Below are 22489 nucleotides of genomic sequence, written 5' to 3' on the forward strand. Positions count from 1 at the left end.
AATTTTGAGTGGACAAACAGTATGTTGGATATAATTGCCAGGGTTGTGGTCAAGTTCTTACTAGCTGTTTTCACGGGATCTTTTCTTGCCTCGGCTTGCCTGGCGGACGAAGTCAATTCCAAGGAAAATACATGGGGCAGCCCTGTGGACGGGGGCCGCATCCTGTTTGGCAGCATAGGTGAAGCCTCGAACTTGATACCGTACCTTACCGCGGACTCTGCCTCGCACGAGGTGGCCGATCTTATTTATGTGGCCCCCTTGCGCTACAACAAAGACCTTCAGGTCGAGCCGTGGGCCGCCGAGAGCTGGAGCATGGAGGACGAGGGGCGGCTCATGCGATTTACCCTGCGCAAGGGCATTCTGTGGGAAGACGGCGTGGAGCTCACCACCGCAGATGTGGCCTATACCTGCAAGGTTGTGGCTGACCCGGCCACCGGCAGCCCGTATGCCGAAGATTTTTCACGCATCAAGAACTTTCGCATTATTGACCGTTATACCTTTGAGGTTGAGTACGAGCATTTTTTTGCGCGCTCCGTGTCCACCTGGATGCAACCCATATTGCCACGGCATTTGCTGGAAGGACAGAACATTCGCAACACGCCCTTTTCACGCAAACCTGTGGGGGCGGGGCCGTACCGCCTGAAATCCTGGGAGCCGGGCAGCCGCATCATTCTTGAAGCCTCGCCGAGCTATTTTGCGGGCAAGCCCCATATAGCCGAGGTCGTATACCGCATCATTCCTGACAACGCTACTATGTTTATGGAAACCCGCGCCGGCCGGCTTGACGTCATGGGGCTTTCGCCGTTGCAATACCTGCGGCAGACGTCTGGCCCGGCCTTTGAGCGTGAGTTCAACAAGTTTCGCTACCTGGACTCTTCCTATGTTTTTTTGGGGTTCAACCTGCAGCATCCCTTTTTCAAGGATGTGCGGGTGCGCCGGGCCATTTCGCAGGCCATCGACCGTGAGAGCATCATTCAGGGCGTGTTGATGGGGCAGGGCATACCTGCCTTTGGCCCCTTCAAGCCGGGGGTCTGGGCCTATCATCCCACCCTGAAGCCCATGCCGCAAAACGTCGCCGCCGCGCGCGCCCTGCTGGCTGAGGCCGGGTTTACGGACAGTGACGGCGACGGCGTGCTGGACAAGGACGGCAAGCCTTTTTCTTTCACCATCCTGACCAATCAGGGCAACGAGCAGCGCATCCTTACCGCCACTGTCATGCAGTCGCAGTTGCGCGCCGTGGGCATTGACGTGCGCATCCGCACTGTCGAATGGGCCGCGTTTATCAGGGAATTTGTCAACAAAGGCCGGTTTGACGCCATAATCCTCGGCTGGACCATCCCGCAGGACCCGGATATCTACCAGGTCTGGCATTCGTCGCAGGCATTTGAGGGCGGCCTTAACTTTACCTACTACAAAAATGCCGAAGTGGACAGGCTGCTTGAAGAGGCGCGCTCAACTCCGGATCAGGACACGCGCGCGCAGTTGTATTACCGCATGCAGGAAATACTGGATGCGGAGCAGCCCTACTGTTTTCTCTTTGTGCCCTACGCCCTGCCCGTTGTGCAAAAGCGCTTTCAGGGCGTTAAACCGGAGCTTGCAGGCATAATGTACAACTTTGAAAAGTGGTGGGTGCCTAAAAAATTGCAAGGGTACAGCCTGACGCCAGAATAGTCTTGTCGTGTGACGGCATGATGACAGCGCGAGGTGTTTTAGCCCGGCAAGGTTTCAACCTTGCCGGGTTTTTAGCCGGGTTTATTGATATGCGTGCTTTTTCGCCCCGCTTGTGGCGTTGACAAGGCGAAGCAAGTAAGAACATAGTCAAAACATTATAAAGATATTACGCCCCGGATGGGACTTACGCATGATTCGTATACAGGAAATTCTCGACAAGATTGCGGCACATAACCCCAGCGCCGATCTGGAGCTTATCCAGAAAGCCTACGTATTTGCCGCTACCGCTCATGTCGGACAGACGCGCCTTTCCGGCGAGCCCTATCTGTCCCATCCTCTGGCCGTGGCCGATACCCTGGCTGAAATGGGATTTGACGAAGCCACGGTGGCCGCCGGTCTTTTGCACGATACGGTGGAGGACACCAAGGCCACCATCGAAGAGCTGGATGAAAATTTTGGCGAAGATGTGGCCGATATTGTTGACGGCGTCACCAAGATCAGCATGATTCCCTTTGAAAACAAGGAAGAAGCGCAGGCAGAAAACATCCGCAAGATGATCCTGGCCATGAGCCACGACATGCGGGTTCTCATGGTCAAGCTTGCCGACCGCCTGCACAACATGCGCACCCTTGATTTTCAGAAAGCACACAAACAAAAGCGTATCGCCCAGGAAACCATGGACATTTACGCCCCTCTGGCCAACCGCCTGGGGCTGTATGTTCTCAAGCGCGACCTGGAAGACCTGAGCTTCAAATATCTGCGGCCAGACATTTACAATCAGATCGACCACTGGCTGGACAATCATCAGGTGGTGGAAAAACAGATTATTGCCAAGGTTGTCGACCTCATCAAGGATTTGCTGGTCTCCAACGGCATTGACGGCCAGGTGTACGGGCGCATCAAGCACAAGTACAGCATCTACAAAAAGATGCAGTCCCAGTCTCTCAGCCTGGACGAAATGCACGATATCATGGCGTTTCGTGTGCTGGTCAAGGATATCAAGGACTGCTACGCAGCGCTGGGCCTCGTGCATTCACAGTGGCGGCCAGTACACGGGCGGTTCAAAGACTATATCTCGATGCCCAAAACCAACGGCTATCAGAGCCTGCACACAACCGTCATCGGCCCCGAGGGCGAGCGCATCGAAATCCAGATTCGTACTGAAGACATGCACCGCCAGGCTGAACACGGCGTGGCCGCACACTGGCTGTACAAGGAAAAAGGGCGCGTCAACAGCAAAGACCTGGAGCAGTTTGGCTGGCTACGAGAAATTTTTGAACGGCAGAGCGAAGAAACCGACTCACGCGAGTTCATGCATTCTCTCAAAATGGATCTCTTCAAGGACGAGGTCTATGTCTATACCCCGGCAGGCGATGTAAAGGAACTGCCTGAAGGCGCGACGCCCCTGGATTTTGCCTTTATCATCCACTCCAAGGTCGGACAGCACTGTGCGGGCGCAAAGGTCAACGGCCGCCTCATGCCCCTGGGCACTGAACTGAAAAATGGCGATATTGTTGAAATTGTTACAGACCCCAGCCGTAATCCCAACCGTGACTGGCTCAAGATAGTCAAGACTGCCAGGGCGCGCAGCCGCATTCAACACTATTTGCGCACCGAGGAACGCGCCCACGCCGTAAGCCTCGGCCGCGACATGCTGGAAAAAGAAGGCCGCAAGGTCAGCCTTAATGTGAACAAGGCCATCAAGGAAGGGCATATGGCCCTGGTGGCCCAGGAAATGAATTTTGAAGGCGTGGACGATCTGGTGGCCTCGGTGGGCTATGCCCACACCACGCCGCGCAAGGTGCTCAACAAGCTGTACGCTGTTCTGCATCCTGATGAAGTCGCAGCCACGCCAGCCACTCCCACTGTTAAAGAAAGCAAGGATGCCGCCACCCGCAAGACCGAGGGCGTGGGAATTTCCGGCGTGGACGGCGTGCTCATGCGCTTTGCCAAGTGCTGTAACCCCGTACCCGGCGATCCCATCATCGGCTATATCAGCCGGGGGCTTGGCATCAGCGTGCACCGGGCGGACTGCCCCAATGTGGCCAATATGGAGCCGGAGCGGCTCATTTCTGTCCATTGGGACGGCGTTGAAGAAAAGCCCTATGAAGCCGGCATCTTCATCATTGCCAAGAATGAACACGGCGTGCTGGCCCTTGTGGCGCAGATACTCGCCAAAAACAATGTGAACATTACCGGCCTGAACATGGACAATCTGGTGGACGGCCGCGCCAAACTGCGGTTCACCGTCGAGGTGCTTGACGCCACGCAGCTCTATCAGCTTATCGAGGCCATTCGGGCGCTGCCCCCCATTCTGGAAGTGGTGCGGGATACGGAAGACACAAAATAGGCTTTTTTCGCAAACAGTTCTTTATGGCCTGTGGTGCAGTGGCGCCGCAGGCCATATTTCATTTATGGCTGGGTTGGCCGATTGCATCTGCACACACCAGATCAGAAACCAGTTCAGATATATGTTACGTCAGATATATGTTGCGATGGTGCACACCTGAAAGACGCTGCCTCTGGGCCTCCCCGCTTCAGGAAAAACATTAAGTAATACGGTGAATCACCTAAAAGTTTTAGGGGGTGGGGGCGTGGGGGAGGGACCCTTTTACAAAAGGGGCCCTCCCCCACAAAGCATTTCAACGTGAAGCTGCTCTGAACCAAACCCATGAAAAGGCCCGGAACGCGCGGGCGTTCCGGGCCGTAATATTGGGGCTTTCTGCGGCAGGTTCGCCGTCATGCGCTCAGGCACGGCGTAGCGGCGAAAACCTTTCGCGAAAATCCATTATTTCATCCTGGATTTTCATATCAAGCTCGTTGAGGTGCATCTCTGGGCGGCCAAGATAGTAGCCCTGAACATAGTCAAAGCCCATGCGGATAACGCTGGCAAGCTCGTCAGAGGTTTCCACTCCCTCGGCAAGGCTCAGGATCCCTTTTGAACGGCAATAGTTCAGCAGGCCCGAGAGAAGGTCCTTCTGTGATGCTGACGTATTGTGGATGGATTTGATAAAAAACCGGTCGATTTTCAGAATGTCAGGTGAAAGATTGATGAGCCTGAGAATGTTTGAATGCCCGCAGCCAAAATCGTCCAGGGCCACCTGGGTGGACATTTCTGTACGAAAATCTTTGACCTGCTGTGCCAGCGAGCTTTCCACGGTGGCCGTTTCAAGGATTTCAAAGACCATATTTTTACATATGGATTTATATTTCGGGTGAATGGCGCGCAATTTCGCCGCATTGAAAAAATGCGTGGAGATGGTGTTGAAAAAAATCTTTCTTTCGCCAAGCAGGCGTCGGTGGCTGTAGACCCATTCAAAAATCAATTCAAACGTGATCTTTTCAAGCTGGAGGAGCTTGGACTGGTTTTCGGCCAGCGCCAGTAAGTCCAACGGGCTGGAAAAATCCGGTATTGTCGGGCGCATCAGCGCCTCATAGCCGATGATCCTGGCATCATGCAGGCTTGCAATGGGCTGAAAGGCAAAGCGGAGCATCTTGCCGTCAAGCAGTTCATTCAGCTTTTCCTGCCTGCCAAAAACATTGGCCTTTGTGCGGTATATCTCGGGGCTGAACCGCATCAGGGTTCCCCTGTTGCGGCTTTTGACCTCCAACTGCGCGTGATAGGCGCAATTCATGAGGGTGTCGCTTTCAAGAGCGTCGTGCGGGTAGACGGCGGCGCCGCTTGAGGCCCGTATCCATACTTCGTCGGCGCGCAGCAGAACCCGGGTGTTGAGCAGAGTTTTCAGGCAGCCTTGCGCAAAGCCGAAGGCATCAGCCTCGCTGCTGAAGCCGTGCGCATACACGGCAAACTCGTTGCCCGCCAGACGCGCAAGCAGACTTGTGCCATAGGTGCATGCCTCCAGCACCTCGGCGACCTTGTTCAGGTAGAGGTCGCCATTGTCATAGCCGTAGGCGTCGTTAATGTACTTGATATTGTCCAGCTCGCAGCAAAAAAGCACCCCGATGTTGTCGGGCTGCTCATGAAGGATATCGCGAACCGAACGCACAAAAGACTTGCGGTTGAGAAGGCCGGTTTCCACATCGTGGCTTTTGTCGTACTCGGCCTGCTCTTTGAGGGTGGCTGCCTGGCTTATGACAAATTCAAGCCCTTCGGACAGATCGCCCATATAGTTGCCGGGCAACGCGGGATAGCCCGCCGTCGCCATCAGCATTTGCCGGGCAAGACGCTTGAGATTCATATGCAGCGTCTTGAATTCGGCGGCAAAAGGGTTTGAAGGCCCAGGCGGAGAAACGGAAAGATTCCCCTTTGCAAGTTCCGCCGCGTAGCTTTTTACTTCCGCGAGGGCCTTGGTTATCTGGCAAAGCTTTACAGCTTGAGATGAGGTGCTGGACGGGCAGAATGCCTCCAGCGCCTCTTCATACTGACCGTGCAGTAATTTATCAAGTCCACGCTCTATCTGCATCCTTGCCTCAGGAAATGTACTTGCTGATTATGCGGCGCGCAGGCTATGCATCAAAGGTAGAAAAAGCTTCAGCATCGGCGGTGGCAAAATATAGCGCTATTGCCTCGGCGATGGCGGACTGGTCGCAGTTCTCCGGCAAAAGCACGGCAGCTTTTTCACAGAGCCTTCCTTCGGCGTCAGGCGGATTGCGGGCGATAATGTTGGCGGCGGCAAGAAGCTGTGCTTCCAGCTTGCACGTGGGCGCCTGTTCGGGGGCGTGGTGCCAGTTGATGGGTTCGGTCAGTATAAGGGGCAGCTTCCACTGGTACAAAACCACCGCGCCAATAAGCGCGTGGTCCATGCTCCAGTAGACGTTCTCGACCTCAAAATACTGGCGGCCGCATTCTTTGCATGTGGCTGTCATGGTTTCCCAGAGTGCCGGGCGGCAGGCGGCAAAAAAGACCTTGCCGATGTCGTGGAGCAGACCGGCGATATACGCTTCGTCCGGGTCCATGACCAGACGGCTGTTTTCATCAGCGGAAGGCCCCCACGCGCCGTCAGGCCCGCCCAACTCGGCAGCCAGAATCTTGGCAATGGCGGCAGTTTCCATTTCGTGCTTCCACAGCCCCTTGACGTCAAAGCCTTTGGGCAGGCTTGCCCCTTTGATGACGGAGGCCATCCCCACCATAACCACCAGCGTTCTTATGGTTTTCAGGCCCACAATATTTATGGCGCGATGGAGGGTGGATACCTTGAATTCCTGACCATAGGCCGCGGAATTGGCCGTGGCAAGGACGCGGGCTGTCAGTTTTTGGCTCCTCTCGATAAGCGTTACCAGCCCCTTGGCCGGGGTGGCCGTGCTGTTTTTCGTCGCGGCAAACAGCATGGGGAGCAGATCCGGCTCAAAGGGGAGCATCGGCGGCTTTTGCTGAAGTTCCTGCAGGCACGCGCGGGCGTCTTCTTGAGGTTGCATGGCTAATCATCCCGTTTTAGAGTTCCGTAGAGCAGCGCAAAGGGCGGCATCAAGCATGCTGCTGGTATGCCGGGACCGGATGATACGCAGGGAAGCCTATTCTTGCCCGCCTTCGCCATTCAGAACTGACGTCAGATATTCAGCCAGCGACTGCATGGTCCGGTATGGGTTTTCTTCGTGTTCAAAGGCCGAATCCATGGCCACGGCAACACTCTTTCCCATCTTTCTCGTAAGGAGATCATCAATATTATCCAAAAAAAGCATCGTATCAAGTGAATCCAGTATGCCATCAACGCCCATTAACGACATGGAAGGGCTGTATTTATGGGTAGCTTCGCTGCCTTCCTGTGTAATTTTAAGGGCTTCCGCAAGTATTTTATGAATTTCATCCTGGCTGATCATAATAAAATATCCTTTTTTTCAGTGTGTTGGCTGTGGGCGTCAACAACGAAACCAAGAACCGCAAAGAGCCTGAATGTTATTCAGTGCCAGGCGTGTTACTGCTGCTGAGGGTTTTTTTGCAAATAAGCAGGTACTCGTCAGGGGTATCGTGCCCGGGCATGTACATGGGGCGGAATATCTCACCGCCGGGGATTTCTTCCCTGTACAGGGCCGTACGGCTTATCTCCCTGAAGCCCTGGGCCGCCGCCAGAAGGCGTACCTTTTTATTGCTTGCCACCACATGATTGAAAATATTAATAATATTAAGCGATTTTTCCGCCCATGTGAATATGGTTTCGCAGGCGGCTGCCGCAAGCCCTTTGGGGGCGTGGCCTTCAATATACAGACCGTCAATGCAGCATTCATGTTTGTGAAAGGCAAAATCATTAAGACCCACCTGGCCGTACAGATGTTCGCCTTCAGTAATAAAAAATAGAATGTAGTCACGCACGGCAGTAATGTAATTATTCAAGATCTGACGCATGCTTTCTTCTGTCACGGTAGTGCGTGTAAGAAAGGCAATGGAGCTTTCTTCACGCCATCTGGCGATTTTTTTGATCAGTTCCGCATCCTGAATATCGGCTGCGGTTACAGCTTTAAGCGCGTAGGAATGCCCATTATGCTCAAAGGGAATACTAAAGCCGTGCTTTTTGGCTTCTGCAAAGAATTCCAATGTGTCTGATTTATATTTGAGCCAGCCGGACGGCGGCACTTCAGCCTTGTCGCGCCCCGGTTCCGTGAGCAGTTGCCTTATGGCCGCGCAAATGTAGTCCACTTCTTCTTCTGTGCGGTTATGGCCGCTGGGCAGGCAGACGGTTTTGACCGACGCGGCGTAGGCGACGGGCGTTTGCGCCTCTTTGAACATGGGCATTGAGGAAATGGGAAAATACGCAGGCTCGGCCAGGATGTTGCTTGCGTGCAATTGCATGATCATTTTGCTGCGCGGGATATTCTGATCGTCAATGAAAAGAAGGTTGGTCAAAAAGCTTGGTTGGCTGTCCTGCGGCAAAGGGTTCAGCCGAATGCCGGGCGTGTCGGCCAGGCGCTCCCTGTACCACGAATGTATCTTTTTTTTCTTGGCTATAAGGTCGTCCAGGCGGCTGATCTGCGCAAAACCCAAAGCCGCCTGAAGATCCGAGATGGAGTAGTTGAATCCTATAAAATCATACACAAAGGGGTTGCCGGGCGAACGGCCTCCGGCTGCCAGCCGTGCCGCACGGTCAAAAAGCAGATCATCTGACGTGAGCAGCATGCCGCCTTCACCGGCGACAACCGATTTGTTGCCCTTGAAGCTGAATGCGGCGAAGTGACCGAATGACCCCGCCGGACGGCCATTATAGCTGCTTCCCATGCCCTGTGTGGCGTCTTCAAGGACAAACAGACCGTTTTGGGCTGCAAGTTCCATCAGTGGCGTCATGCGGCAGGGCTGCCCGTAAAGATGCACCGCGATCAGGCCCCTGGTGTTGGGCGTGATCTTGCGGGCGGCATCCTCGGCGGAAAGACACAGGGTGTCGGGGTCCACATCGCAAAAAACCGGGATTGCTCCGCAGTACGTCACGCTGGCCGCCACGGCGAAATCCGCCAGATCCGGCACCAGCACCTCATGGCCCGGCTTCAGGCCAAGGGCGTTCAGGGCGATATGCATGGCCCCGGTGCAGCTTGAAAGCGCCAGGGAGTGTTTTTGTCCGGTGATCCGGGCCATCGTTTGCCTGAATGCACTGATATAGCTGCCGGAGTTCATATTCCAGCCGGTAGCGCAGGCGGAGGTGACGTGCTCGATCTCGTGATGCGTTATGGAAGGGCCCTGGGGCAGAATGGGATCAATAATCATATCTATTCCCTCATTTGGGGGCATGTCCTGAAAATTTTTTGTGCCAGTAGGCAATGCGTTCGGTTCGCGACGCGGTTTTTTCTTCTTTTATGTAATCGCATACTGGCAAAACCACTGTTTTATCAAGGGAAAGTATTGCCGAACCCCATGAAAGACCGGCGCCGAACGAACAAAGCATAGTGTTTGCGTGTCCTTGAGCCACAGGGGCGGATCCTTTGTTGGCATAGTGGGCGCAAACAAGAACGGGAACGGACGCGACCCCCAGGTTGCCATAAAGGCTCAGGGATTCGGTGGGGACATTTTCCTTTCGTATGCCGACCTTTTTGGCAATGGAGTCAACAATGATTTTATTTGCCTGGTGCAGAAACAGCCTGTCCACATTTTGCGGCTCAAGCCCCTCATGTTGCAGGTGTTCCTTTATATGCGGGGGCACGACAGAGGTGCTGAAGGTGTATATGCCCATGGGATCCATCCAGATGGCGCTCTGACCGCCAAGGGTCCAGGGATTGCCCTTGTCGTCGCACACTGTCTGGTTGAACGGACTGTCCGCGCCTTCGGAAGCGTTTTGGGGTATGCGGCTTCCGCCGCCGGGAATAACCAGGGCCTCATGTTTGCTGCCGTCTGTGCCGAAGGCAAAACTCATGGGCGAGGGGGATTCACTATAGGCAACCAGTGCCGCTGTTCCTGCATCGCCAAAGATGGGGCCCACCACCCTGTTGGCGGCAGGCTGAAAGCGCCCCGGAGTGTCGCCGGCCAGAAGAAGCACTTTTTTGCAGGCACGTGACTCCACAAGGCTTGCCGCCATCCACAGGGCGTTTATAAAGCCTGCGCATCCGGCATTCATGTCCATGGCCACGCAGTGGCGCGGCAGGCCCAGCCTGTGCTGCAAGATGGCGGCGCTCGCGGGCAAAAGGTAGTCTGCGCTGTGGCTGACAAAAAAAACAGCGCCGATATCGCTTAATGGGGTGTCGGTTTGGCGCAGAAGGGCGCGTGCCGCCTGAGCGCACATGTCCGATGCCGTCACGTCATCATCGGCCCTACGGCGTGTGCGCAGCCCGCTGACATCGGTAAAGCGCATGGCTTGCGCGGGATTGTCTGAAAAATACTCAAGCTCGTCTTCAACGGACACCGCATGTCCGGCTACCACGGAGCTTATGGCGGCAAGGGCCGCGTGCGTAAAACGTGTATTGGTCATATTTCTTTCCTCTGGGCTGCGGGGGCAGGCCGCAGGCGGCTCCGCGCTTGCCATTTGAAGGAATGTCTTTTTTACTTTATTTTCAGTGGGGCTCTGTTTGCCAGTATTTGTAACTGGCAACTTTTATTGCGGTTTACTGTATGAACAAGAGCTTTTGCCACATGACCATATTTCTTCTGCGAAGGGAAGAGGATGGGTAACGTATTTGCTGCCCAGGCCATTTTTTATCTCTAGGGACTGTTTCTAAATAATTCTTTTGTCCAATTGGCTGCGTCAAAAGGCCATTTTTTACTCTCGTCATGTACCGCAAAAGTACACTCCTTTCGTAAAAAAGCCCTTTTCCTTGCCCTTGGCGCAAAATCATTAATTTAGAAACAGCCCCTAGTATATGACAAAATAGAGAGTTATTGCAAATGATGCAGAAAGACGTTTTGGATTTTATCCATGCCGCCATAGTGCGAATCCTGTCCGAAGAAGGGGGGGAGACCCCGCAGATTGACGAAAAAACGCCCCTTCTTGGCAAGGGGGGCGTACTTTCTTCGTTGATGCTGGTGGAACTCATGCTGGCTCTGGAAGATTATTGTACAGAGAACAACAGACACTTCACATGGACGCATGACAGTATGATGTCAGCAAAGAACAGCCCGTACCAGACTATTGGCAGCCTGGCAGAATACCTATGTTCCTTGCCGACGCTTGGGCAGGAGAAGTGACATGGCGGAACGGCATGTGGTTATAACGGGCATCAGTGGTGGAGTGGGGCGGCATCTGGCCATGCGTGCCATGCAGGAGGGATATGACGTGACGGGGCTTTGCCGCACGCCCCCTGCTGACCTGCCGTGCGAAACGCTTGCCTGCGATGTCGCCAAGGCGGATCAGGTGGCCGACTGTTTTGCCAGATTGCGGCATGTGCCTTTGTGGGGCCTCATCAATGCCGCAGGCATTGCGTCAATGAACCTTGCCGTGACAACGCCGCCAGAGACCATGCGCCGTATTGTGGAGGTCAATCTGCTCGGAACCATGTACTGCTCGGCGCAGGCCGGGCGCTTGCTGGCACGCCGCAAAGGCGGCAGGATCATAAATTTTTCATCCATTGCCGTGGCCTTGGGGCTTGAGGGCGAGAGCGCCTATGTGGCCGCCAAGGCCGGTGTGGAGGGGTTCACGCGGGCTTTTTCGCGCGAAATGTCCTCCTGGGGCGTCACGGTCAATGCGGTGGCTCCCGGCCCCATCCCCACGCAACTCACGGCGAAAGTACCGCAGAGCAAACTCGACGCTCTGGTGGAACGGCAGGTTATTCGCCGCCAGTGCGCCCTTGACGACGTCTGGCAGACCGTCCGCTGGCTGCTGGATGACGTGAGCTGCATGATCTCCGGCCAATGCCTTCATGTGGGTGGCGTGTGAGCCTGTATCACGAACTCTGCCAGCGCAGCGCTGACCCCCGTCACCCCTTCCTGATCGGGCCGGGGGAAAGCCTCAGTCTTGCCGATATGGCGCAGGCGTCAAGCCAATGTGAGGGGGTCGCCCCCGGTGACGTGGTGGCCCTTGTGGGAGACTTTGACGCGTCGGGCATACGGAACCTGCTGACCCTTGTGGACAGGCGGGCCATCATCATGCCACTGGTGGCGGCAAACCACGCGCAGCACGAATACTGCTTTGCATCCGGGCATGTCGACGTTGTCATGGCCGAAGGCAAGCTTGTACGGCGGCAAGAGCGGCAGACCGCCCATCCTTTGCTGGACCGGCTGCGTTCCCGGGGCCATGCCGGACTGATTCTTTTTTCATCAGGCAGCACCGGCATGCCCAAGGCCATTGTGCACGATTTTGATAAATTTCTTGCCCGCTTTGCCACGCCGCGCCCGGCATGGACCACCCTGGGGTTCCTGCTCTTCGACCATGTCGGCGGCCTGAACACGCTGTTTCATATGCTGTACAATGATGGGCTGGTGGTGCGCCCGACGGCCCGCACCGTTTCCGCCGTGCTTGAGGACATTCGGCGTCATGACGTCCAATTGCTGCCCACAACCCCGACGTTTTTGCGCATGCTCGTTCACAGCGGTCTTTTGAACCAGGCCGCACTGCCGTCGTTGCGACTTGTCACCTACGGCACCGAGTTGATGGATCAGAGCACGCTGTCAGCCGTTGCAAACCTTCTGCCGCAGGTGGACTTTCGGCAGACGTATGGCATGTCCGAATTGGGCATCCTGCGGGTGCGCACACGAAAGCGCGACGAACTCTGGATACAGATCGGCGGCGAAGGCGTGAAAAGCCGCGTCCGCGATGGTGAACTGCACATCAGGGCCGAAAACCGGATGCTGGGATACCTTAATGCGCCTTCGCCCTTTGATGCTGAAGGCTGGTTCAATACCAAAGATCTGGTGGAAATTGACGGGCCGTGGCTGCGCATTGTGGGCAGGGCTGACAGTGTGATCAACGTCGGAGGGCTGAAGGTGCTGCCAGCCGAAGTAGAAAGCGCGGCGCTTTCTTTTCCTGGCGTGAGGCAGGCCAAGGCAAAGGGCGCGTCCAACCCTTTGACAGGCATGCATGTGGAGCTGTTATGCCAGCCGGGCGAGGGAGTGGAGCTGTCCATTGACGCTCTGCGGCGGCACTTGGGGGAGGTTTTGCCTCCCCATGCGCGCCCCCTGCGGATCAGGGTCGGGTCTGTGCCCACAGGGCACAGGTTCAAGCAGGTATAATACGAAACAGCAGCTGACACATATATTTGTTATGGTATGGGAAATAAAATGGCAGACGCGTTTACCATAATGATATCACACGTGTATGTTTTGCATAATATCTGCTGTCCTGTTTTTTATAGTCTATGATGGCACATATATTATAGATGCGTTAATTGAGAATCATTTTTGTTAGTTGACGGGTCTCATTAAAATGCCTATCTTACAACTAAGAAAAACAGTTTGGTTTTTATTACCACTGACCGAAGCGTGGAATCTTTATATATTCCCCTTCGTTTTGCTTCATTAGTTAGCTGCTTGTGATTTTCATGATCTGCTGACTGGGGGTGGATTCTTGCCTCCCCCGGATTCTCGGATTTTCCTCCGAGCCTCCCCCATACAGTCCCAATTACTATGACGGTTGCGCGCAATTTTCAGATTGTAGTCTGGAGGTCGTGCTTTGTGTCATTCGTCGCAAACGCCAAAATTTTCGGGGGCAAAATGAACACTATTACTCTTATGCGTCCTGCTGCCGGCCAGCAGGCTACGGTTTCTTCTGTGAATGGGGCTACCTTTGTTGTGGATTTTTCTGCCAGCCAGATTACTCTGGAAAAAGCCGATACTGCTCTTGTATTCCGCTTTGAAGATGGTGGAAGTATCAATATTACTGATTTTTATACTGAATACAGTAAAGACAATACCCCGGATTTTGAAGTGGACGGGCAACTCGTCAAGGGGGCAGATTTTTTTCAAGCCTTTGGGCCTGACCTTGCGCCTGCCGAGGGGCCTTCCACGGCTGAACGCTCATCCCGATATAACGAGTTCAGCGGAAGCGAACTTGCCGATGGCGTGGATCATCTGGACGGGGTAGCCCATGAAATGGGCACGGAGAGCGGCTTCGGCGATCCTGGCGCGCAGAATTCCCTGCTCGCGGCAGCTCTGGGACAGGCTCCTGGCCCTGGCGGGAACGGCGGCGAAAACGGCGGCGACAGGCCGCAGCCCCCGGTGCAATATGCCCTCAAATACTCCAATGTGGCGCTTCTGGGCGCTGACGGCCAGGACGATCCAGAGGTTCACCTTGATCTGACGCGCCTTGCCGGTGACGACGTGGCGGGTAAAACCCTTGCCATCACCAATTTTGACGGCAGTATAAGCTATAGCGGAACAGCCAACCCCAACGGAACCTGGACATTTGATCTGGACGGCTACCAGGCTGTGTATGATCCTGTAAAGGGTGAACTTGTTTTCACGCTTACCGACGTGGGCGGTGGTGCTACTGGGTCTGAAAACTACACCCTGGTGTTCACTGACGCCCATGGGCAGCAGGTCAGTCATGGTGTGCGGGTTGCTTCCAGCGCTGACCATAATGATATGACATCCATTGTCTGGAAGGAGCCGGAAGATGCCGACATGCAGGTAACAGACCAGACCTGGGCTGGCGAGGTAGCGCACGGCGCGCATTTTACCAACGCCAGTGCGTCTGATATCGCCGCGGCCATCAAACTGCCGCATCCTCCGGCGGGCGAAGGCGCGTATGATGCGGGCAGTGGCCGCGAAATGCACTATCAGCTCACTGAAACGTCGCTTACCGCTGACGGCGCGCAGACCAGGTTTGAGATTGACCTCAAGTCGGGCACAAGCTCTTTGCGCATCAGCAATAATGACAATTTTACCGTACTCAACAATGTGGAACATCACGAACCGCTGCTTGGATTTGGCGACAGTTCTTACGGGACGGGCTACGCGGGTGAAGATACCACTGAATATTCGGCAAACGTAACGGCAACCGTGGCCGCCCAGGGCACGACTGGTCAGAACGAAACTCGGGTGACTGGCGGCGATTTGATCGTCCAGACTGAAAGCGATCAGCCCAGTTTTTCAGCGGACGGCGCAGCCTATGTCAGCGGCGCTTACGCCACAGGCGGAGGCAATGTTTCTTTGGAGGCGCAGGGCGTTTCTGTGGGCGCTGCTTCCGTGGCGGCCGGATCCGCTGCCAGCAGCGTAGTCATCACAGGTGTGCGCGCCGATGGCGGCGTACTGATAAATCCCGGCACTCCTGGGACGCCCACAGGGAGCGCAGGTTTTTTCGAAGGCAGGGAGTTCGATCATTCCGAGGTCAGTCTCACCGCCACCACAGGTGATGTACAGGTCAGCGCGGGCCTGACGGGAACGGCAGGGGTGAATACCGCAGTTGCCGGGGTTGCCGCCACGGATAACGGGCACGTCAACATAACTTCTGTTGATGGCAATGTTGACATTGTCGTGAATAACAGGATCGAGAGCGGATCGCTGGACGATTCTTCCAGCTTTTTCGGCGTGTTTTCCGGCGTTGGCCTGGGGGGCAACGATCTGCCCGGCGAAGGTGATTTTTCCTCAGCATACCAACAGTACCAGTATATCTCGGCCCTTCATCGCCAATATCTGGCAGACAAATTCGGGCCTGACCAATATGGATACAGTCAGGATTTCACCTCCAATCGCGGCCAGCAGACTATTGTGGATATTCAAGCTGAAAAGGATGTGAATGTCAGCCTGAATCTGGGCGCGCAGGACGGTGGTTTTGAGGCCGCAGGCATCAATGCCCAGTTCGGCGATGTGAACATTACTTCCAGAAGCGGCGACATCAATGTGGATGTGGCCATGCAGGGCAGGCATTCGTCCACAGGCTCAGGTCAGGAATGGGTTTCCGCCCTTGAGATAAGCAACGGCACGGCCTCGTTGAATGCAGAACAGGGGAACGTGAACCTTTCAGTACACGCCAACGGTGAAAATATTGCCGTGGTGCACTACAACGGGGCAACGGCATTTCCCGCCGGTCAGTTTGAATATATTCCAGATGCCGCTGTGGTGGCATCATCATCCATCACCGGAAAGAACATCAATATCAGCGGTACGGTGGGGGCGGACGGCAGTTCAGCCATAAACCACATCATCGGCATCAATGCCACCCACACGCATAAAAAGGAAACCTTTGTCATCAGCGCGGATGAGCGGTTTACGCTAAACGTGACAGCCATAGATAATGGCGGCGCAACTTCTGCCACAGGCATTTACGCCGGCTACGCTCTTTATCCGGACGATAACGGAGGTTACTTTACCAACAATGGCTCCAGCTACGTTCTGGCGCTTGGAGCCAAAGAAGCGGAAATCACCGCCAGAGTGGAAGCCGGAACCGGTCTTTCTGCTGACAGCCGCAGTGTGGGCATCGAAGCCAGCGGCCATAAATTCGCCATCATTTCTGATTCAGAAGATAACCTGTGGCGCGATGATGGGTCTGGAAACAAGGTGCCGAACACAACAGCGCTTGGATATACAGCAGGATACGACCTTGATGCCGTCAATCAACTGACCGTTTCAGCCGAAGGTGCGTGGCACAATACGGGAATTCTGGCCAACAGCGCTGAAGTTACTTCGTACGGCAATACATACCAGGCACCTTCCGCAGTCGATATCCGGGCGGACTCCTTGACCGTCAAGGCCACAGGCAACCCCGAGGCAGGCAGCACGTCCAGCAGTACCGGTATTGCCGCAGTTGAACATAGCAGTGTGCATATCGTCTCCAATGACGTCAATATCGAGGCGACAGACGCCCACCACAGCGTTGGGATTCATGCGGACGGGCATGGAAACGTGTCGATCTCCAATGCCATACTGGGCGGGACTTCGGATGCAGGCCTGAAGGTCATCATCTCAGCCAAGGTTGGTACTGACCTTGAAAGCATGACTAACGGCATAGCCATTGAAGCCATCAACAATGGTTATGTGCAGATAGTTTCAGTCGGTAATAGCGGAGATTACGTTGAAATCAACGGCGGTATTGTCACTGACGGCACCGGACGCGTCACCATACAGACTGGCGGCGGCGATGATATTGTGAAGCTCAACGGCGCGATGGACATCGGCTCGTGGAACGGCCTTACCATCGACGGCGGCGAGGGCTATAATCTGCTGATCCTTTCCGCGCCTGACCACGAAACCTTCATGCAGTATTATAAAAGCTGGTTTGAAAACGGCGCTATTGAAAACAATATCCACAATTTCAATGAAATCATCCTGCAAGGTGTGGATATGGGGTCGGATGCCTACCAGTTGATCCATGACAGTATTGGCGATCTCGGCATTATCGTGCGCGTTATCGATGCGGGAACCGATCTGGTGCCCAATGCCTATGAGCATGACTTCAGCGCCCACGATAACCCCACCGGGGAGCATGACCTGCTCTTTGTCCGGTTCAACGGCGCGGAAAACCCCGATCAGGACGGGTTTGACCAGACCATGCACAATATCGGCGATGTGGGTGACGGCTATGAAAGCGTCCTGCTTGATTTTGTCGGCTCGGGTGATGAGTCTTTGTTTGCCCACAGCAGCAGCCTGGACCGTCTGTTCGATATGAAGAACAGTGCCCATGAAAATACCGACATTTTCGTCAGAACCGAATCCGGGGATTCCCTGGTTGATTCGGGATGGACAGCCGGCGCTGAAACCAGGGTGTTGAATGGCGAAACCTACACGCAATACAACAATGAAAGCGGCGAGACCATGTATGTGCAGATGAGCATGGAACACGGTGTTTAGTGCCCTTGCACAGAGCCTTGCTCTGTCGGCTGCACGACCTGGCGCTCATCATAAGTGCGCAAGCGGATTTGCCATTGTTGCCACAGGCCTACAGGCAAGCCGTAATTTTTGAGCGGGCGTGGTCTCACCGGCAATCCGCATCAGGCGTCAGATGAGATAAAAAACGGCCCGGACAGTACCGGGCCGTTTTTTATGCCTCAAACAGGCCTGTCGCCTTTTGTCACCTTTCATATTTAATGAAAGTACGCTATGTTATAAGAGAAGTTTTACGTTGAAACGGTATTGGCGGCTGCGTAGGCTGGCGCTGGCGCACAGGCGCAAACGCAGGATATCTGCACTGGTAAACGCCGAAGCGTGTATGACGAAAACCTTGGGAATGCACATTCTCAATCGTTTATCTGCCAGGATTGGCAGCTGCAACACAACCTGGATGGAGTGGTATGGGCAATTACATGCTGGACAATGTGGAGCTTGCAGGCTGCTCCGTCGTGCTGGGTGAAAATATACAGCGCCTTGAAGACGAGCCGCAGTACTGGGGCCATGACCGGTCGCAGCTGGCCCGCCTTCAGAACCGGCTGGGGCTGGATTCAAGGCGCATTGCCGCACCCGGCACCACAGCCAGCGATCTGTGCCGCCAGGCCGCCACATCGCTCATGCAGGAAATGCGTATTGACCGTCAGGATGTCACGGCCATCATTTCCGTCACCCAGACCCCGGATTATCTCATGCCGGGCAACGCCTACGTGCTCCATGCTGCCCTTGGGTTTTCCAAAGAAACCGTTGCCATTGATGTCTGTCAGGGATGCGCCGGTTTTGTGTACGGCCTGTGGCTGGCTGGCATGATGTCCCGCGCCTCGGGCAATGGCGGCGTGCTGCTTTGCGCGGGCGACACCCTTTCCCGCGCGGCAAACAAAAAGGACTACACCACAGCGCCCATTTTTGGGGATGCGGGAAGCGCCGCCTGGGTTCGGTACTGCCCGGATGCGGAAAATACGTATTTTGTCCTGCGGGCCGACGGGCGTGAGCTGGACAAGCTCTACATTCCGGCGGGCGGCGCGCGCATGCCCGCATCCACAGCGACCAGAGCCGAGCAGGCGTATGATGACGGAAGCGTCCGTTCCCTTGATGATCTGCATATGGACGGCGTCGGCATTTTTTCGTTCACCATGGCCGAACAGCCCCAACTGCTGCGCGATCTAATGCGGTTTTCCGGCTGCGAGACCACAGGAATCGACTACTTCGTCATGCACCAGGCAAACCGGTATATTGTTGAAACGGTGGCGAAAAAATCTGCCATTCCCCTGCAAAAAGCGCCTTCGGCCACGTTTTCGCGCTACGGCAACCTGAATTCCGCGTCTATTCCCGGCGTGCTCTGCGGTGAACTGGCCTCGGTGGCCCGCCAAAGAGACCTGAACGTCGTCTTGCAGGGCTTTGGCGTGGGCCTTTCGTGGGGAGCGTGCCAGATGCGTCTGCGCCAGCCCTGCTGCCTTGAGCCGCAAATATACAGCCGCTAGCACAAGCCCTGGACAAAACGGCTTTGTGGAATGCTTTGTGGGGGGGCCTTTTTGTAAAAGGGGCTCCTCCCGCCCCTATCCCCTAAAATTCTTGTTTTAGAGCATGTGAACCTTGAAAGGGCAGTCGCCTTTGAAAAGCCATAAAAAACCGGCCATGTGGCCGGTTTTTTATGGCTGATTACGAAATGGGCGGCCTAGTTCGGCTGTGTCCCCTGGGAAAGCTGCCGTGAAAAATGTTTGAGTGACGTTTGCCACAGGTCAAACACCTCTTCCAGGTTTTTTTTGGTCATGCCATAGCGCATGAAGACATCCATTTCCAGAATGAGGTCTCCGTCTTTGTCAATGTACGCCTTGGAATACATTTTTTGTGTATTCCAGGTGTTGATCTTCTCTTGCGAAAAATTCTTGATCTTCCACACGCCAAGAAACTGCAAAGCGCTGCAACTGTTGCCTTCAGAGCAGCCGGAGAACCATATGGCGTACTTGGTGCCTTCCATACGGCCCTTGAGGACGGGGGTTCCCTTGCTCGCTACGCTCAATTCTGCGCTGCCAAAACCTTTGGCTATCTCAAGTACTGCCTCGTGATCGGAGGCGGTGACAATATCGTTGCTGGCCATGGCGTTGCTGGCAAGAACGCATGTCAGACAGACACCCAGCGCGAAGGTAAGTAATTTGTTCATATGAACTCCTGAGCAGTATTTTTCTACATACGTTTAGTGTTGCGGTTCGTGTGGATACGAAAATGTTTCCTGAACGTGGAAGCTGTTCGCATCCTTTTTGGCGAAGAGAAACTTTGAAAATATACATCCTCAAAGCCTGAACACACTCGCTTCAGTGTTGAGCAGCGCAAACAGATTGAGCGGCCTTTTTACGGAAAGCGCCTGCTCCGCCGTTGTCTGCGCAATTTCACGGCGAAATAGCGTGGACACACTATATCATAAATTTATCATTTTAAAAGCGTCATGTTGCATAGAGTTTTCTACGTGGAAATAGTTAAAATAACAGGCTAATAGGGTAAAACAAACATATTTGTATTGTACTGAGTGTTGTGAAGCGCCCTGTATCTGTCAACTATAATTTTATTGCAATGTTGTTTGCGCAACGTATTTTGCCATTTAGTTATTATGTGTCGCAACGCGGTATCGATGCGTTTTAAGCGGGATTGAATCACGCAACCTTGTCGCATGAACAAAAACATGCGCCGAAGCGTTAAGCTCCGGCGCATGGGTTAAGGGTGGACGCAAAAGTGTTAATCAGCGTCGGGTGCTTCGGTGATATTGGCCGTTGGCAGGCATGTTCTCATAGCCCAATAATAACAAACCAATGACACGAGACCCATGGCGATTACATCCCATGGCGAGGTCAGGATTCCCTTTCCCCCGAAGGAGCCAAGATAGGAAATGATCAAGGTCATTACATAATAGCCCACAAGCCAAAGGGATGACTTGATTTGCTGCTGCAGGCTCACGTGCTGGGTCGGCACTTTTTTGCTGGAGAGAATGTAGGCAACAAACAGCACTATCTCGATGGGGAACAGCCAGCAAATGACGCTCCATCCCGACCAGTACACAATAAGGGAGGCAATGATGAAGGTCAGCGGCGATATGATTTCCAGCCCGCGAACACGGAAAGGACGGGGCAGATCAGGGGCGTTTATGCGCAGCGCGCCGCAGGCGATGGGGGCAAGCGCATAGCTGAGGCACAGGGCGCCGGAGACCACGTTGATGAGTTCTTTCCAAGAGGGGAAGGGCATGGTCCAGAATATGGAAAGAGCCAGAGTAAGCCAAAGCGCGGGGCGGGGAATGCCCGATTTTTTGTCCACGGCTGAAAAACGGTCAAAGAACGTGCCGCTTCGCGACCATGCGTAAATGACCCGAGGAGTGGCGACCATATATATATTACCGGTTCCGGCGGGGGAGATGACCGCATCGGCCACCACAAGGATACCCAGCCAGCCAAGACCCAGCAGTAAGGCGATGTCATGGTAGGGAAGCGAGAACTTTGATGCTATGTTGCTCCAGCCTTCAGAAAGCATATCCGGGGGAATGCTGCCCAGAAAAACCAGTTGCAGGACAATGTATATGATGGTGGAAAGCACGATGGACAGCAGCAGGGCAATGGGAATGGTGCGCTGGGGATTTTTTACCTCACTGGCCACCGATACCACAGGGGTCAGGCCAAGGTAGGCAAAGATGACGCCCCCGGCGGTTACCGCCATCTGCACGCCGTGAGCTCCAAATGGTGCAAAACCATGCGCCGTCAGGTTTTCCGGCTTAAAATAGTACATCAGAACAACCATCACCAGCGCGGGAACCACAAACTTGAAGAGACTGATGATGTTATTGGCGATAGCGAATGATTTAACGCCGTTATAGTTGATTATGAAGAAAAAGACTGTCAGCAAAAACTGGGCTATCCAGCCTGCCAGAGTCGGTGAACCGGAGGCGTCCGCCGTGAGCCAGGGCAGCCAGGCCGCAGCGTATTGGCGTGCGGCCACCACTTCGATGGCGATGAGGCTTGAAAAGGCGATGACGGTCAGTGAGGCGAGCAAATACCCGACAAGCTCCCCGTGAGAAAAAACAGGGAAGCGGATGATGCCGCCAGCCTTGGGCAAAGCCGCGCCAAGTTCACAGTATACAAGGCCAAGAAAGAATACTGTGATACCACCTATGATCCAAGAAATGATTCCGGCAGGCCCCGCATATTGCGCCACAAAGCTTGCCCCAAACAGCCACCCGGACCCAAAGATAGCCCCCAGTGCCACAAACGTGAGGTCTGTGGTATTCAACTCTTTTTTGAATTTCCCTTGTTCAGCCATAAAATCTTCCTCCCGCTGTCTATGGGTATCCGGTGTTATTTAAGCCAGTCGTGAACTTTTTCCCCACTCAATAACCGCATTGAAGTGAAATCTCCTGTGCTTGAGCGCTGTCTGATTGCATGTTGTGCAAAAATGTTGCCACAATGAAACTACCTGCAATTATTAAATTATAAAATTGCACTCATAAGTGCCGATTTGTTGCAACGCAGCAAAATGCTACAAATGTATTTATTTGAAACAATGATGTGTGTTGGTACTATTTTGTATATGCTTTGCGTAAGCACTCTTTGACATGACGCACCCCGCCCCGGTGTTGCGATAAAACAAGGAGCAACCCACCTTGAAATTGGCCTGGCAATCGAGAGCGCAGACGCTCAGGTGAAGGCATACGCGCAG

General features: G+C 54.3%; 14 protein-coding genes. 7 read left to right on the plus strand and 7 right to left on the minus strand.

The features are described 5' to 3' along the window. Window positions 1-21 precede the first annotated feature (21 nt). Together RBR41_RS00865 and RBR41_RS00870 are read left to right on the plus strand one after the other, a co-directional pair. Window positions 22-1671: a peptide-binding protein gene (locus RBR41_RS00865; RefSeq protein WP_320350237.1), complete on the plus strand. Its 1650-nt coding sequence runs from the start codon at window positions 22-24 to the stop codon at window positions 1669-1671. 190 nt (window positions 1672-1861) lie between these two features. After that, complete coding sequence (locus tag RBR41_RS00870; protein WP_320350239.1) at window positions 1862-4021, plus strand: bifunctional (p)ppGpp synthetase/guanosine-3',5'-bis(diphosphate) 3'-pyrophosphohydrolase; 2160 nt, start codon at window positions 1862-1864, stop codon at window positions 4019-4021. 397 nt (window positions 4022-4418) lie between these two features. Here the strand turns inward: RBR41_RS00870 and RBR41_RS00875 are convergent, their stop codons facing one another. The 5 genes from RBR41_RS00875 to RBR41_RS00895 all read right to left on the minus strand — a co-directional run bounded on the left by RBR41_RS00875 (window position 4419) and on the right by RBR41_RS00895 (window position 10514). After that, window positions 4419-6095 carry a GGDEF domain-containing protein gene (locus RBR41_RS00875; protein WP_320350241.1) on the minus strand — a complete coding sequence of 559 codons (1677 nt, stop codon included), beginning with the start codon at window positions 6093-6095 and terminating at the stop codon, window positions 4419-4421. A gap of 43 nt (window positions 6096-6138) precedes the next feature. Further along, a complete protein-coding gene (locus RBR41_RS00880) occupies window positions 6139-7047 on the minus strand; it encodes an HDOD domain-containing protein (protein ID WP_320350242.1) in 909 nt (302 codons plus the stop codon). Window positions 7048-7143: 96 nt separating this feature from the next. Further along, the gene (locus tag RBR41_RS00885) at window positions 7144-7449 is read right to left on the minus strand and encodes a hypothetical protein (protein ID WP_320350244.1); all 306 of its coding nucleotides are present in this window, start codon (window positions 7447-7449) and stop codon (window positions 7144-7146) included. Window positions 7450-7525: 76 nt separating this feature from the next. Further along, window positions 7526-9319 carry a DegT/DnrJ/EryC1/StrS family aminotransferase gene (locus RBR41_RS00890; RefSeq protein WP_320350245.1) on the minus strand — a complete coding sequence of 598 codons (1794 nt, stop codon included), beginning with the start codon at window positions 9317-9319 and terminating at the stop codon, window positions 7526-7528. Between the two features lie 10 nt (window positions 9320-9329). Next, window positions 9330-10514 (minus strand): ketoacyl-ACP synthase III, encoded by a 1185-nt coding sequence (locus RBR41_RS00895; RefSeq protein WP_320350247.1) that lies wholly within the window; start codon window positions 10512-10514, stop codon window positions 9330-9332. A 413-nt stretch (window positions 10515-10927) separates the two neighbouring features. Between RBR41_RS00895 and RBR41_RS00900 the strand changes: the two genes are divergently transcribed. From RBR41_RS00900 to RBR41_RS00920, 5 genes are all read left to right on the plus strand, one after another. Beyond that, window positions 10928-11227, plus strand: a complete 300-nt coding sequence (locus RBR41_RS00900; protein ID WP_320350249.1) for a hypothetical protein — start codon at window positions 10928-10930, stop codon at window positions 11225-11227. A 1-nt stretch (window position 11228) separates the two neighbouring features. Continuing rightward, entirely contained in the window at window positions 11229-11915 is a 687-nt protein-coding gene (locus RBR41_RS00905) for an SDR family oxidoreductase (RefSeq protein WP_320350250.1), read from the plus strand. Beyond that, the gene (locus RBR41_RS00910) at window positions 11912-13207 is read left to right on the plus strand and encodes a fatty acid--CoA ligase family protein (RefSeq protein WP_320350251.1); all 1296 of its coding nucleotides are present in this window, start codon (window positions 11912-11914) and stop codon (window positions 13205-13207) included. Before RBR41_RS00905 ends, RBR41_RS00910 begins: the two co-directional genes overlap by 4 nt. Window positions 13208-13687: 480 nt before the next feature. Beyond that, the gene (locus tag RBR41_RS00915; protein ID WP_320350252.1) at window positions 13688-17761 is read left to right on the plus strand and encodes a hypothetical protein; all 4074 of its coding nucleotides are present in this window, start codon (window positions 13688-13690) and stop codon (window positions 17759-17761) included. 440 nt (window positions 17762-18201) lie between these two features. Further along, complete coding sequence (locus tag RBR41_RS00920; RefSeq protein ID WP_320350253.1) at window positions 18202-19275, plus strand: 3-oxoacyl-[acyl-carrier-protein] synthase III C-terminal domain-containing protein; 1074 nt, start codon at window positions 18202-18204, stop codon at window positions 19273-19275. Between the two features lie 194 nt (window positions 19276-19469). Here RBR41_RS00920 and RBR41_RS00925 read toward each other — a convergent pair whose 3' ends face one another. Both RBR41_RS00925 and RBR41_RS00930 read right to left on the minus strand, forming a co-directional pair. Beyond that, the gene (locus tag RBR41_RS00925) at window positions 19470-19955 is read right to left on the minus strand and encodes a YbjN domain-containing protein (RefSeq protein WP_320350255.1); all 486 of its coding nucleotides are present in this window, start codon (window positions 19953-19955) and stop codon (window positions 19470-19472) included. Window positions 19956-20524: 569 nt separating this feature from the next. After that, a complete protein-coding gene (locus RBR41_RS00930) occupies window positions 20525-22093 on the minus strand; it encodes an APC family permease (RefSeq protein WP_320350257.1) in 1569 nt (522 codons plus the stop codon). Between the last annotated feature and the right edge of the window lie 396 nt (window positions 22094-22489).

It is taken from the genome of Desulfovibrio sp. (assembly GCF_034006445.1).
GTDB lineage: Bacteria > Desulfobacterota > Desulfovibrionia > Desulfovibrionales > Desulfovibrionaceae > Desulfovibrio.